Below are 14,190 nucleotides of genomic sequence, written 5' to 3' on the forward strand. Positions count from 1 at the left end.
GATGACGACTTTGGCAAGCCGATCATCGCCATTGCGAATTCCTTCACCCAGTTCGTGCCAGGTCACGTTCATCTGAAAGACCTGGGGCAACTGGTGGCACGAGAAATCGAATCGGCAGGAGGTGTCGCCAAGGAATTCAACACGATCGCCGTGGATGACGCTATCGCCATGGGGCATGGCGGCATGTTGTATAGCCTGCCCAGCCGCGATCTGATTGCCGATAGTGTCGAATACATGGTCAACGCGCACTGCGCTGATGCACTGGTGTGCATCTCCAATTGCGACAAGATCACGCCCGGCATGCTCAACGCAGCCATGCGGCTGAACATTCCGACGGTGTTCGTCTCTGGCGGGCCGATGGAGGCCGGCAAGGTGAAGCTCGCCGGCAAGGGCGATATCAAGCTGGACCTGGTCGATGCCATGGTCAGCGCGGCCAATGCAGACGAATCCGATGAGGATGTCGCCAGCATCGAGCGCAGCGCCTGCCCGACCTGTGGATCCTGCTCCGGCATGTTCACGGCCAATTCCATGAATTGCCTGACCGAAGCCCTGGGCCTGTCCTTGCCCGGAAACGGCTCGTTGCTGGCCACCCATGCCGAGCGAAAAGAACTGTTCCTGCAGGCCGGCCGCCAGATTGTCGATCTGGCCAAGCGTTACTACGAGGGCGACGAAGAGGCCGTGCTGCCGCGGGCAATCGCGACCTTCGAGGCCTTCGAGAACGCCATTGCGCTGGATATCGCCATGGGCGGTTCCACCAATACCGTCCTGCATTTGCTGGCGGCCGCACACGAGGCGGGGGTGGATTTCACGATGGCGGATATCGACCGCATGTCCCGCAAGGTGCCGAACCTCTGCAAGGTGGCGCCGGCCACGCAGCAATACCATATGGAAGACGTGCATCGCGCTGGCGGCGTGATCGGCATCCTGGCCGAGCTGGATCGCGGCGGTCTGCTGCATCGGGATTGCAGCACGGTGCATGAAAAGACGCTGGGCGACGCCATCGCCCGCTGGGATGTCATGAGCGCCGCCGAGGCCGAGGTGCGGTATATCGCCGGGCCCGGCGGCATTCCGACCCAGATTGCATTCAGCCAGTCGGCGAGCTGGCCGGATCTGGACGTGGACAGGGCGAACGGCTGTATCCGCGATGTGGAGCATGCCTACTCGAAAGACGGCGGACTGGCCGTGCTCTACGGCAACATCGCCAAAGAGGGCTGCATCGTGAAAACGGCTGGGGTGGATGAGTCCATCCTCAAGTTCTCCGGGCCGGCGGTCATCTTCGAAAGCCAGGAAGAAGCCATCGACGGCATCCTGCTCAGCAACAAGGTCAAGGCTGGGGACGTGGTGCTCATCCGTTACGAAGGCCCCAAAGGCGGGCCGGGCATGCAGGAAATGCTTTATCCCACCAGCTACCTGAAATCCAAGGGGCTGGGCAAGGCCTGTGCGCTGATCACCGACGGCCGTTTCTCGGGTGGAACCTCGGGCCTGTCCATCGGCCATTGCTCGCCGGAAGCCGCAGAGGGCGGCGATATCGGCCTGGTGGAGTCCGGCGACACCATTGAAATCGATATTCCCAATCGCAGCATCCGTGTGGTGCTCACCGACGCCGAGCTCGCCGAGCGTCGGGAATCGATGGTGGCGCGCGGTGCGGCGGCGTGGAAGCCGGTCAACCGTGAGCGTGTCGTGTCGCAGGCGTTGCGGGCTTACGCTGCGCTGACGACCTCCGCCGCACGCGGCGCGGTGCGGGATTTGTCCCAGCTCGACCAGTAGCCACCACGGCATTGCCGCGTGCTTCGGGTTCGCGAAGACCGGGTCTGGGATCAGGTTCTCGGGGCTCAGAGCGTGTATAAGAAAACGATCGAACTTCCGCGTGTAAGCATCGATGCCAAATGGTGTTTCTGAACTTCAACTTGGCGGATGCGTGGAGCGGCCGGCGTGCGATCGCGGCCATGCGGATGAGTTGTTTCGTGGTCGCGCTCTGGCCTGCGGGATGCGGCTTCGCTGATGAAGAGGCTTCGGCAGACGTCACGACTCCAACCCAGTTCGCATCAAGCAGTCGCCCGCCTGCCGAGGTCGAGCAATCGGTCTCGGCCTTGCCGCCGCAGGCGCTGCCCGGCGGTGAGACGACGTTTCTCGAGTTAAGCCCATTGTCGGCGCTCAGCGCGGATGCGCTGTCGCAGCCCTTCGGGAACTTGACCAGCGAAGAGCGCCTGGATTTTGTCGTTGGCAATTCGTTCTTCACCAACCCTTGGGTTGCCGCGGGTGCTTCCACAGCGGGTCGGGACGGCCTTGGGCCGTTGTACAGCGCAGCGGCCTGCCAGGATTGCCACATCCGCGACGGCCGCGGCCATGCACCGGCCGGCCCCGACGAATTTCTCACGTCTGCGGTTGTGCGCCTCGCGCTTGCGGATGGCCAAGCCGATCCGGTGTACGGACGGCACTTGCAAACGCGAGCGGTACCGGGACTTGCTCCGGAGGCCCGAGTGTCGGTGCGGTGGCAGGAGTCGCCAGAGACATTGCCCGACGGTTCAGTGGTCACCTTACGGCGTCCGGAGCTCGTGGTGACCGACTGGGCCTATGGTGAGGCCGACGCAGGCCTGCGGCTGAGTTTGCGTGTCGCACCAGCAGTGATCGGGATGGGGCTGCTGGAGGCCATCCCCCCAGCAGATCTCCGCGCTTACGCCGAATTGCAGCGGCGGGACGGGCTGGTCGGTCGGGTGCAGGCGGGCATCGCGCTCGCGGGCGAGCCTGAGGCGATTGGGAGATTTGGCTGGAAGGCCACTCAGTCGAGCGTGGAGCACCAGGCATTGGATGCGTTCGCCAACGATATCGGCATTACCTCAAGCCGTATTCCCAATGACGTTTGCACCGAGACTCAGCTAAGCCTCGGCTGTGCGGATTTTCCGTCCGGCGGCCAGCCGGAGTTGTCGCGGCAGGTTCAACACGCGGTGGTGTTTTACGCGCGGCACCTGGCACCGCCGGTGCGGCGCCAGACGGAAGATGCCGAGGTCAAAGCAGGCGAGCACCTGTTCACCGACATCGGCTGTTCCGGATGTCACAAACCCAGCTGGCGCACGGGTGATTCCCCGAGCTCGCGCGCCTCGGCAAACCAGTTGATCTGGCCCTACACCGATCTGCTCTTGCATGACATGGGCATCGGGCTGGCGGACGGCCACGTCGAAGGTTTGGCTTCGGGGCGGCATTGGAGGACGACTCCGCTTTGGGGGCTAGGGCAGGTCAAGGCTGTGGGTGGAGAGCGTGCAGGTTATTTGCACGATGGGCGTGCGCGCACGATCGCCGAGGCAATTTTGTGGCACGGCGGAGAAGCGCAAAGGGCGCGAGATGCCTGGGCTGCCTTGCCCGAGCGACAACGCGCGCTGGTACTGTCATTCCTCAAGTCGTTGTGAGTGGGCCGGGTGGGCGAATCGTTTCAATACCTTCACGCGGTGGTCATGGGAATTTATTAGCATTGCGCGCCCTCGTTCGCGCGTTCTGGTTCCGTATGTCGAATTCCACCCTGAGTCGAAGCCGTTCCATCGCCGTTCTCGCGGCCCTCGCGGGCTTGCTGGCGGCTTGTGGCAACAGCCCACCGCCGGCGGATGTCGCCGATTCGCCCACGAATCCGGTGGATCCGGTCGATCCGAACGTGGAGCTTTGCTCAGGCACAGAGATCAACCCGGAGCGCTTGTTCCTGCAGCAAGTGGGAGCGGACCGGGCGATTATCAAATGGCGTGGCAACGTGGATGGCGGCGATGAGGCCAGCGACGTCTGTTTTGGCACCCACATGAATGCACTGCCGGCGTCGAGCCTGACAGCTGCCAACGTCACCGAGACCGAACACCGCGAAGCGTTGTTGACCGGGTTGACGCCCGACACCACGTATTACTACTCCGTGGGCGGTGCAGCCTCCGCGCTGCAAACCCGTCACTTTCGTACGGCGCCGGTCACCGGCGAAAGTCCGGCGGACGGCAATGTGCGCATGTGGGTGCTGGGTGATTCGGGAACTGCCGGCAGTACGATTGATCCTGAAGGTGGGGATGCCCGCGACGTACGCGACGGCTATCTCACGTGGGCGGCCAGCAACGGCGGCGAGCCGACCGATCTGATCCTGATGCTGGGAGACGCGGCGTACCTGGATGGTACCGACGCCCAGTTCCAGTCTGCTGTCTTCGAGACCTATCCCGATATTCTGAGTTCGGCCGGTCTCTGGTCCACCATCGGCAACCATGAAATGGGGGTCAGTGGCCTGTCGACGGCGACGAGCACCGGTCTCTATCTGCCCGCTCAGGGCCAACGGGATCCGCTGCCCGCCAGTCCCATGCCCTATCTGAACATCCACACTCTGCCGACCCAGGGTGAGAACGGCGGCGAGCCCAGTAATACCGAACAGTACTACTCGTTCGACTACGGCAACGTGCATGTGGTGAGCCTGGATTCGCAAGTCGCGATTCGCGACAGCGGCAACAACGAAACGATGAAGCAATGGCTGATCAACGACTTGTCAGCCAGCAGCAATGATTGGACGCTGGTGATCTTCCATCATCCTCCCTACACCAAGGGCAGCCATGATTCGGACTCGGCCGTGCTTGGTATCGATCAGCCGATCTTTGACATCCGCGAGCAGTACACGGAGATCTTCGAAGATCACGGGGTCGACCTTGCATACAGCGGCCACAGCCATTCCTATGAGCGCTCGTTCTACCTGAACGGTCACACGGGGCTCGAAGCCAGTTTCGACCCGAATGTGCACGCCGAGCATGACGGGGCCGGGAACCCGCTGACGGGTCAGGATGACCAGGAGTATCGACAGATTTCCAACAACTCAGGTGTCGACGACAAGGTGGTCTACACGGTGGCCGGGAGTTCAGGGCAGGCGACCAGCACATCCGATGGCTATCCGCATAACGCGATGGCGTATAGCGAGATCGTTCTGGGGTCGGTCGTCATTGATGCCACGGCAACGACGCTAACAGCGCGATTCATCAACATCGATGGCGACGTGCTGGATTTCTTCGTCATTAATCGGTAACGCGGGCCCCCGGGCTGCTCCGATGTCGCACGGTTACCGTTACCGGCTGGGTTGATTACGCTCTCCATGCAATCAGCGCGTTACATCATCTTGCTTTGTGTCTGCTTATGCAGCCTCCCGGCGAGCGCAGGGATTGGATTGAATGAACGGTTGGTGCTGCTATCGGAGCGCATTGCGTCTTCGCCGAGCGATCCGGATCTTTATTTGCGGCGGGCGCTGATCTATTCCGATACCGGGGAATTCAAGCTTGCATTTGCCGACCTGGATACCGCATCCGGCTTCGGCCCGGTGGAGAACACCTATTTTGTGCGCGGCATCCTGTTTTATCGGCTTGGGCAGTTCGACCAGGCTCTGCCGTTGTTCGACGCGTTTATCGATGCGAACCCCCGTAACCCGGATGCCCTGATTTATCGGGCCAGAGTATTGCGTGACGCCGGGCAAACGAAGGCGGCTCTGGCCGATTATCTCGCTTACTTTGCATTGAACCCGCAGGCAGGCCCTGGCGACTACGTGACAGCAGCACATCTGATGACCGTGATGGCGGAGCGGGGGGACGCCGGTCGCAGTCACCAAGATGTTCTGGAATTCCTGGATGCGCGCATACGCGAGCTGGGCGCCGCCCCGCAATTGCAGCGATACGCCATCGAACTCGAGCAGCAGGCCTGCCGCAGTGAGCAGGTCATCGAGCGCCTGAACCAGTTGTATCCAAATGCCCGCAGGGCGCCCCAATGGCATCTTCAGGCTGCGGAGCAGTATCTCTTGCTCGATCAAAAGGATCGGACAGACAAGGCGCTCGAGACGGCGCGAGCCTTGTTGTCCCAGCGTCGGCCGACAGCCATCAAGGCCGAGTTGTCCCATCGCGCCGCGTTTCTGCATGCCGTTTTGGAACAGCGCGTCATGAGCACGGATACGTTCGATGCGGTTCTTCGTCGCTTCTATCCCGATGGCTTGCCGGCTGGGCATGCTGGGGCGGCTCAGGTTGCACATGTCCATTCGAGCGCGAGCGGTCGCCCGGCGCATTCGCATGAGCACTCGCAGGAACATTCGCACGCCACGAGCGATTCGCAGACGCACCGACCAGACGCCGAACCGCATACCCACGCGCACGATTCCGCGTCGATAGGCGGTTTTGAGCAACCGCAGGCCGGCACCGCCGCATATCAGCCCGAGTGGGCAGGCCCCGTGGCGGTGTTCGTCCGGTGCTACCGGAGCGCCGTGTCTGCGGCGCCGTGAATCGCACCGCTCTCGTTGCCGCCTTGGCAAGCGTTTCACTTTGCTTGGCTGCGGCCGTGTTCTACTCAACGAAGCCATCGGCGGCGGTATCTGCGCACGGTGACGTCGCCAAACGTGAGGTGCTGCGTGGATATCGGCGACTAGGGCATCGAAGTTTCGAGGCGGCGTATCACTCGGCTGGCCAGCTGAAGACACAGATCAAGCGTCTGCTGGTCAATCCATCGGACGAAGCTTTGCTGACCGCCCGCCAAGCCTGGCGTGATGCGCATCGAGATTATTCACGGACCGAGGTGTTTCGATTCGGCAACTGGATTGTCGATGACTGGGAGACCAGCGTGAATGCGTGGCCGGTCGACGAGGGATTGCTGGACTATGTCGATCGCAGCTACGAAGCCTCGCCCACCAATCCGCTCGCTCGGCAGAATCTCGTGTCGCAGCCCGACATCCAAGTCGGCGGCATCACTATCAGTGCCAATACGCTGGATTGGGCGCAGCTCAAATTTATCCACGCAGGCAGTGACAATGAATCGAATGTGGTGCTCGGCTACCACGCCATCGAGTTCTTGTTGTGGGGGCAGGATTTGCACCGATCCGAGCGTGGTGCGGGACAGCGCCCGTGGACCGACTATTCCGCCGCAGCGGAGGGCTGTACCAGCGGTATCGCGCCTGCGCCGGTCGAGCACTGCCAGCGGCGCCGCCAATTGCTGCAGACAATGGCCGAGCATCTCTACAGTCAATTGGCGACCATGACATTGGATTGGGCGGGTAACAGTCCCACGAGCTATGGGCTGCACATCGCCGAGGGTGATGTCGACGAGGGATTGCGCCGCATGTTGTTCGGCATTATCCGATTGGCTGGCGACGAGATGGCGGGGGAGCGTATGCGGGTCGCTCTACTCACCCACGCACCGGAAGAAGAGCAGGACTGCTTCTCCGACGACACGCACCAATCGCTCTACAACAACGCGGTGGGCATCCAGAATATCTACTACGGTCACTATCAGAATGATCGCTACCAGTCGGGGGAGCACTATCAAGCGCCGCTGAGCCTTGCGGCGCTCGCCCGGCGCGTCGATGACGCGCTGGCCGACCAGATCGATGAAGCGATCTTGAGAACGCAGCTTGCGCTCTCGGCAATCCAGCGACTGGGTGAGGGCGGGCAGACGTTCGACCTGCTCATTCGGCCAGGTCATCCGGAAGGTCGTCGCGCTATCGAAAAAGCGATAGAGGCTCTACAAGCGCAGAGCCAGCTGTTTGAGCAACTCGGGGGACGACTGGGGTTTGAAAATAGTCTGAATCCGCAATCACCGATGCGTCGCTCCGCGGGCTGAGCGCTGCCGAGCTTCTCTGGTGCTGGACGAAGCGACCGAGATGGCCGCACGCAGTGAACTACTTGGCCAGCGATTCAGGCTCAGCGAGTGCTTCGGCGAAGTCGACGCAGAATCTGGCTGCATCCGCTCCGTTGATGACCCGGTGGTCGTAGCTTAACGACAGGGGCAACATGTCTTTCCAGGCGATCGCCTCTCCGTTTCTGCAGGGTTTTTCGTAGGTTTTGCTGACGCCCAAAATCGCGACCTCGGGCGCATTGATAATCGGTGTGAACGCGGTTCCGCCGATCGAGCCCAAGGAACTGATCGAAAAGCAGCCGCCCGACATCTTGTCCATGGGCAGCCCTTTCGTTCTCGCCATCTCGGAGAGTTCCGCCAGTTCCGTCGCGATCTCAGGGATCGACTTCTTGTCGGCATCGTGGATGACCGGCACGAGCAGCCCTGCCGGTGTATCAACTGCAATACCGATGTGGAAATACTGTTTGTAAACGAGATTTCGGCCCGTGGCATCGATTGACGCGTTGAATTTGGGCTGTGCTTTTAGCGCTGCCACCGCTGCCTTGACCAGATAGGGCAACGGGGTGATCTTCACGCCGGAAGATTCTGATAGCTCCCGCCGCGCGGTGGTCAAGGTGGAGACGTCGGCTTCATCGTGGTGGGTGACATGCGGAATCGATACCCAGTTGCGTGCCATGACACTGGATACCAATGTCTGGATGCGCGACATCGGTTTCATGTCGACGGGGCCAAACTGGCTGAAATCGATGTTCGGCCAAGCGGGCAGCTTGAGCAGCGGGGATGTCGGTGTCTCGTCCGGTTTTGTCACACGTAGTCTCGTGTTGGTGGCTTGTGGTGATCGGCGCGACGGATCGGTGCGTCTCCCAGGCGATCACGTCTCATGGTCATCGAGAATATAAAGCCACAAGGCGACTGATCTTGACTGTCCGCGCAACGTGGATTTCGCGGAGCGGGCTTTTTGTTGATCTGCCGAGTCTAGGGGGTGGTTAACGCACAGAATGTGCTTATGCTTAGAGCGGACTCACTGGATATTTTTAGTGAGCTGCCAGTTATTGACAGATGTCATTAAATTGGCATGGTACAAGTAGTTGCGGGCAGTGAACCGACCGATCGAATGGTCGCAAAGAAGTCGGTCACCGACCGCATACTTGGCGTGAATGCCGTGAGAGTCTCGAAACGAGACGGCATTCACTGAATCGCTTCATGTGATGGTGCACGGCATGGCCGGCGTCACACTTGGGGTGAATGCCTGGTGGCCTGGGCCACTGGGGAATACGAATAGAAACGGAGAGGGCGCGTGGCTTTCGAGCCGCCTGCAATCAGAATCCGTGCGACAACTGGAGGAGACGACGATGCGTTCGCGCCTAGCGAAAGCACAGCCCAGCGGGGAAGTGCCGGCCATACGATGCCGGGCGATAGCGGAGGCCGGTGGGTGATCTGCGGCAAGCAGACCATTCGGGTCGGCGGCGCTGCGCTGTTGCTGCTCGCCCTCGGCGCCACTGCGGATCGCGCCCATGCCCAGGATCAAGCGGCCGACCCGGCGAAGCCGGCGGCAACGGCTCCAGTAGATGCACGTGATGACGCATCTTTAGATGCCGTCGTACGGCAGATGCGGGCTGCCAGAGAGCAGGCAAAGCAACGTCTGCAATCCCGGGAACAGGTCTTCAAGGCCCGCCTAGACGAGTCCAAGGCGCAGCTATCGTCAGCCGAGCAGGCATTGGCGGCAGCGGAGGCCGAGGGCCGTCGTCTGGAGGGCGTGTTTGACGCCAACAAGACGGAGCTGGCGGACAAGGCGGAGTTGCTGAAGGACAAGATCGGGGCGTTGAAGGAATTGTTTGGTGTCTTCCAGCAAAACGCCTCGGACCTGATTGGCGCGTTCAACGGCTCGGCGACCAGCCTGCAATACCCGGATCGTGACGTGTGGCTGGAGGGTTTTGCCAACCGGATGAAGAACGCCTCCGAAGTGACCTCGGCGGACGACATCAAGACCCTGTGGTTTGAGCTGCTGCGGGAGATCAACGCGCGCGGTCAGATTGTTCGGCTCAGCGCACCGGTTTTCACCCCGGCTGGCGAGTCGTCCCGGCGCGAGGTGGTGCGCCTGGGCGGGTTCAGCCTCATCACCGCCCAGCCGTCGCCGGCGTACCTGCAATGGAAGGCCGGGCAGCAACGGGTCGAGACCATGGTGCGCCAGCCCGTGGGGCCGTATGGGCCGCAGATCGAGCGCTACCTGGCCGGGGATCAGGCGCTGAGCACGGTGAGTCTGGACCCGACCGGCGGCACCCTGATCGAACTCCTGGCTGAGAAGCCCACGGTGGAAGAGCGTGTCGACCAGGGTGGTCTGGTGGGTTACATGATCATCGCCCTGGGCGCGGTGGCCTTTTTGCTGGCGGCGAGCAAGCTGCTGGACATTGCCGTGATCAGCCTGCGTGTGGGTTTGCAGCGCCGGCGGATGGACCAGCCCAAGGCCAACAACGCCCTGGGCCGATTACTGCTGGTGTACCGCGACAACGCCCACGCTGACCCCGAGACCCTGGAGATGCGCCTGCATGACCGGGTGGCCAAGGAGACCGGTCGGATCCAGCGGTTCCTGGTGTTTCTGGCGATCATTGCCGCGGTGGCGCCGCTGATGGGTTTGCTGGGCACCGTGGTCGGCATGATCAACACCTTCCAGGCGATCACCCTGTACGGCACGGGTGATCCCCAGACCATGGCGGGCGGGATCTCGCAGGCCCTGATCACCACCGTTCTGGGTTTGGTCGTGGCGGTGCCGGCGGTGCTGCTCAACGCCGTGGTCAGCGCCCGGGCCAAGCGGGTCATCAACCGGCTGCGCCAGCAAAAGGCCCTGCTGCTGGGTGATCGGTTGGCCGAGCGCACCCTGTCGTCAACCGCTGCTACGTCGTCGCCCCTGGGCGCGCCGCAGACGGCCTAGGAGAGCGGCATGAGTGATGCGCTGAGCGACGATCCGACGACCGAAGACGAGACCGGCATTGACCTGACGCCGATGCTGGACGTGGTCTTCATCATGCTGATTTTTTTCATTGTCACCGCGACCTTTGTGAAGGAAGCGGGGGTGGACGTGCAGCGTCCGGAGGCGACGACGGCGGAGCGCCAGGACCTGGCGAACATACTGATCGCGATCACCCCGGAGGATGACGTCTGGATTGACGGCAACCGGATTGACGAGCGGGACATGGCGACCGTGATCAAGCGCCTGCATGCCGAGAACCCGCAGGGCTCGGTGGTGGTGCAGGCCGACCGAGCATCGACGCACAAGACCTTGAAGGTCGTGCTCGATGCCGTCCAGAAAGCCGGCGTACCGCAGGTCGCGGTGGCCGCAGAGGATGAGACATGAGACAGACCAGAGGCGTGGTTGTGCAACCGCAACGGGAGACCCGGACGATGAAGCGCAAGTGGATAGTGGGCGCAGCGCTGCTGCTGGGCAGCGGCGTGGTGGCGGGCGAATCGGTCCGTGACGTGATCCAGGAAGGCGATGCCTGGCTGGTGGCGCAGCGCGCCTCGCAGGAGCGGGTCAACGGATATGCGAGCCAGACGGCGGAGACCGATGCCGAATACCAGCGACTGCTGCGGCAGATCGAAGGGCTGGAGGCTTACAACCGGCAGCTGCGCACGCAGATTGCGGCGCAGGATCGCGAGATTGCCAAGACGGATGCCTCGATTGCCAAGGCCACCGAGGTCGACCGTCAGCTACTGCCGCTGCTGATCAACATGGTCGACACCTACGAAGAGCTGGTGGCGGTGAGCCCGCCGTATCTGCCGGACGAGCGGGCCGAGCGGATTGAATTTTTGCGTGAGACCGTCGACCGGGCCGACGTGGCCGCGGCGGAGAAATTCCGTCAGGTGCTCGATGCGTACATGACCGAGCTGTCCTACGGCAACACCATCGAGGCCTACACCGACACCATTGAAGCCGAAGGGGGCGAGCGCGAGGTCAACGTGCTGCGTCTGGGCCGGATTGGTTTGTTTTACCAGACGGCCGACCGGGTCCACACCGGTCGCTGGAACGCCGAGGCCGGGCGCTGGGAGGCGCTGGGCGCGGACTTCCGCAACGGGATTTACCAGGCCATCCGGATCGCCAACAAGCTGACCGCGCCGAGCCTGCTCACCGTGCCGCTGCCGCCGCCGCAGCCGGGGGAGATGGCCAGCCGTGACCGGCACAACGCGCCCCTGGTGGCGCTGGGGGCGGGCGCACCATGAACCGACCACTTGCTGCCATGACCACCGTCATGACCGCCGCCGTGGCGGCCAGCCTGCTCAGTTTTGGCGCCTGGGCGCAGTCTGGCGAGGACGACCTGCTCGAGCGGGTACGCAGCGGCGAGGTGGGCCAGCGGGCCGACCAGACCCAGCAGCTACGGCGTTATGACAGCGCTTCGCAGGCCGAGCGTCAGCGCATGCTCGAGGCCGCGCGCGCACGCCGCGATGCCTTGCAGGCCGACAGTGCCGGTCTGGAAGAGACGGCCCGCGGCAACGAGCGCGTGCTGGAGACCAAGATCGGTGCCCTGCGCACCGAACTGGGCCCCAATGCGGCGCTGTTTGGGACCTTGCAGGGCATCTCCTCCGAACTGATCGGCGTATTTCGCAACTCCTCGACCTCGTTGCAATACCCCAACCGGGATGCCTGGCTGAGCGACTTCATCGAGCGCATGGAGAAATCCTCCGAGATCTTCACCATCGACGAGCTCGAGCAGCTGTGGTTTTTGATGCAGCAGGAGATCACCGCCTCTGGAAAGATCGCCTCGCTGCGGGCCGAGGTACTGGGAGAATCGGGCGCGCGCGAGACCCGCGAGCTCGTGCGCCTGGGCAAGTTTGGGCTGATCACCCGTGACCCGGCGCCGGCGTATCTGACCTGGGACACGAACAGCCAGCGGGCCTCGCTGCTCAAGCGTCAGCCTGAAGGCGATGCGCTCTACAAGATTGACGATTACCTGACCAACACCCGCGGAGTGGCGTCGGTGGCCATTGACCCGACGGCCGGCTCGTTGCTCAGCCGCCTGGTCGATGCCCCGGGGCTGCGTGATCGCATTGCTGCCGGCGGTCTGATCGGCAACCTGATTCTCACCCTGGGGGCGGTGGGCGTGGCCATTGCCGTCTTCAAGCTGATCAGCATCATGATCGTCAGCGCCAAGGTGGCCCGTCAGCGCGCCGACATCCAGCACCCCCGGGCCAACAACCCGCTGGGGCGGATGCTCCAGATCTACGAAGACAATAAGGAGCAGGACACCGAGACCCTGGAAATGCGCCTGGGCGAGGCGATTCTGGAGGAGCGGCCGAAGATCGACCGTTTTGTCGGCACCATCAAGGTCATCTCGGCGGTGGCGCCGCTGATGGGTCTGATGGGCACCGTGATCGGCATGATCGCGACCTTCCAGGCCATCACCCTGTTTGGCACCGGCGATCCCAAGACCATGGCCGGGGGGATCTCCCAGGCCCTGGTGACCACGGTGGAGGGTTTGACCGTGGCGATCCCGACCGTGCTGCTGCACGCGGTGGTCAACGCCCGGGCCACCGCCTTGATCAACACGCTCAAGCACCAGACCGCCGGACTGATTGCCGAGCGCATGGAAGCCCGGGCCGAGCGCCGGGCCGCGTAGTCACCGACTCATGGAATCCTTCGAGTTTTTCCTGGCCGACATCACCTTCCAGGTGACCAATTTCATGATCCTGGGCGGCGACGTGCTGCTGCTGATTGCCGCGGCGATCTTCATCATGTGGGGGTTTATTGTCGAGCGGGCGCTGTTTTTCTACGTCCGTTATCCCGGCAAGGCCCGGCGCATCCGCAACCTGTGGGCGGCGCGCAGCGACCACCACAGCTGGCAGGCGCACAAGATCCGCCTGGCGCTGCTCAACGCCATGCGTCAGCAGACCCGTGCCTACATCAACACCGTCAAGACCGTCGTGGCCATCTGCCCGCTATTGGGCTTGCTGGGCACGGTGACCGGCATGATTGCCGTGTTTGACGTGATGGCCTCGGCCGGCATGGGCAACCCGCGGCTGATGGCCGACGGCGTGGCCAAGGCCACGGTGCCGACCATGGCCGGCATGGTGGGGGCGCTCTCCGGTGTCTTCGCCATCTACTGGCTGGAATGGCAGGCCAAGCGGCGCATGGAGCACCTGGCGGATCACCTGGTGACCGAGCACAGCGACGAGGTGCCGGCATGAGGGATTTTCTGAGTGAAGGCGATGACGATGCGGTCGATTCCGAGATCGACCTGACACCGATGCTGGATGTCGTCTTCATCATGCTGATTTTTTTCATCGTCACCGCCAGCTTTGTCAAAGAGGCCGGTTTTGACGTGAACCGGCCGCCGCAATCCAACCAGCCGCCGAAGAAGGACGAGATCAAGAACATCCTGGTGAGCATTGCAGCCGACGGGCAGTTGTTTATCAACCGTCGGCCGGTGGATGCAGGGGCGCTGACGGCGAACATCAAGCGCCTGCATGCCGAGAACCCGAAGGGCGCGGTGGTGATCCAGGCCGAGGACGACTCGGCCAACGAGCGGCTGATCACGGTGATGGACGCGGCGCGCAAGGCCGGCGTCTACAACGTCTCCATCGCCTCGAACTAGG

Annotated in this window: 12 protein-coding genes; 11 read left to right on the plus strand and 1 reads right to left on the minus strand. The window is 62.6% G+C overall.

The window, feature by feature from the left end; all coding sequences use genetic code 11:
• The 5 genes from ilvD to ACE1EY_RS12795 all read left to right on the plus strand — a co-directional run.
• Positions 1-1,767: dihydroxy-acid dehydratase (ilvD, locus tag ACE1EY_RS12775; RefSeq protein WP_370300335.1), on the plus strand; the 1,767-nt coding region annotated here is incomplete at its 5' end.
• 119 nt (positions 1,768-1,886) lie between these two features.
• A complete protein-coding gene (locus ACE1EY_RS12780) occupies positions 1,887-3,404 on the plus strand; it encodes a di-heme oxidoredictase family protein (protein ID WP_370300336.1) in 1,518 nt (505 codons plus the stop codon).
• Between the two features lie 95 nt (positions 3,405-3,499).
• On the plus strand, positions 3,500-5,026 hold the full coding sequence (locus ACE1EY_RS12785; RefSeq protein ID WP_370300337.1) for a metallophosphoesterase: 1,527 nt from the start codon (positions 3,500-3,502) through the stop codon (positions 5,024-5,026).
• A gap of 138 nt (positions 5,027-5,164) precedes the next feature.
• Positions 5,165-6,259 (plus strand): tetratricopeptide repeat protein, encoded by a 1,095-nt coding sequence (locus tag ACE1EY_RS12790; protein ID WP_370300338.1) that lies wholly within the window; start codon positions 5,165-5,167, stop codon positions 6,257-6,259.
• Positions 6,260-6,315: 56 nt separating this feature from the next.
• Positions 6,316-7,590, plus strand: a complete 1,275-nt coding sequence (locus tag ACE1EY_RS12795; RefSeq protein ID WP_370300339.1) for an imelysin family protein — start codon at positions 6,316-6,318, stop codon at positions 7,588-7,590.
• A gap of 58 nt (positions 7,591-7,648) precedes the next feature.
• On the opposite strand, the gene ACE1EY_RS12800 is transcribed toward ACE1EY_RS12795, so the two are convergent.
• A complete protein-coding gene (locus ACE1EY_RS12800) occupies positions 7,649-8,413 on the minus strand; it encodes a 2-oxo acid dehydrogenase subunit E2 (protein ID WP_370300340.1) in 765 nt (254 codons plus the stop codon).
• 597 nt (positions 8,414-9,010) lie between these two features.
• On the opposite strand from ACE1EY_RS12800, the gene ACE1EY_RS12805 reads away from it, so the two are divergent.
• Genes ACE1EY_RS12805 through ACE1EY_RS12830 form a run of 6 tightly spaced genes read left to right on the plus strand, consistent with a single transcriptional unit; the run spans position 9,011 to position 14,189 of the window.
• Entirely contained in the window at positions 9,011-10,534 is a 1,524-nt protein-coding gene (locus ACE1EY_RS12805) for a MotA/TolQ/ExbB proton channel family protein (RefSeq protein WP_370300341.1), read from the plus strand.
• Between the two features lie 9 nt (positions 10,535-10,543).
• Positions 10,544-10,957, plus strand: a complete 414-nt coding sequence (locus ACE1EY_RS12810; RefSeq protein WP_291513351.1) for a biopolymer transporter ExbD — start codon at positions 10,544-10,546, stop codon at positions 10,955-10,957.
• Positions 10,954-11,820 carry a DUF3450 domain-containing protein gene (locus tag ACE1EY_RS12815; protein ID WP_291513350.1) on the plus strand — a complete coding sequence of 289 codons (867 nt, stop codon included), beginning with the start codon at positions 10,954-10,956 and terminating at the stop codon, positions 11,818-11,820. Before ACE1EY_RS12810 ends, ACE1EY_RS12815 begins: the two co-directional genes overlap by 4 nt.
• The gene (locus ACE1EY_RS12820) at positions 11,817-13,214 is read left to right on the plus strand and encodes a MotA/TolQ/ExbB proton channel family protein (protein WP_373928091.1); all 1,398 of its coding nucleotides are present in this window, start codon (positions 11,817-11,819) and stop codon (positions 13,212-13,214) included. Before ACE1EY_RS12815 ends, ACE1EY_RS12820 begins: the two co-directional genes overlap by 4 nt.
• A 10-nt stretch (positions 13,215-13,224) precedes the next feature.
• Positions 13,225-13,782 carry a MotA/TolQ/ExbB proton channel family protein gene (locus ACE1EY_RS12825; protein WP_291513348.1) on the plus strand — a complete coding sequence of 186 codons (558 nt, stop codon included), beginning with the start codon at positions 13,225-13,227 and terminating at the stop codon, positions 13,780-13,782.
• On the plus strand, positions 13,779-14,189 hold the full coding sequence (locus tag ACE1EY_RS12830) for a biopolymer transporter ExbD (RefSeq protein WP_291513347.1): 411 nt from the start codon (positions 13,779-13,781) through the stop codon (positions 14,187-14,189). The genes ACE1EY_RS12825 and ACE1EY_RS12830 overlap by 4 nt, the downstream gene beginning before the upstream one ends.
• Position 14,190 lies beyond the last annotated feature (1 nt).

The sequence above is a fragment of the Abyssibacter sp. genome (assembly GCF_964229365.1).
In the GTDB taxonomy this organism is placed as follows: domain Bacteria; phylum Pseudomonadota; class Gammaproteobacteria; order Nevskiales; family OUC007; genus Abyssibacter.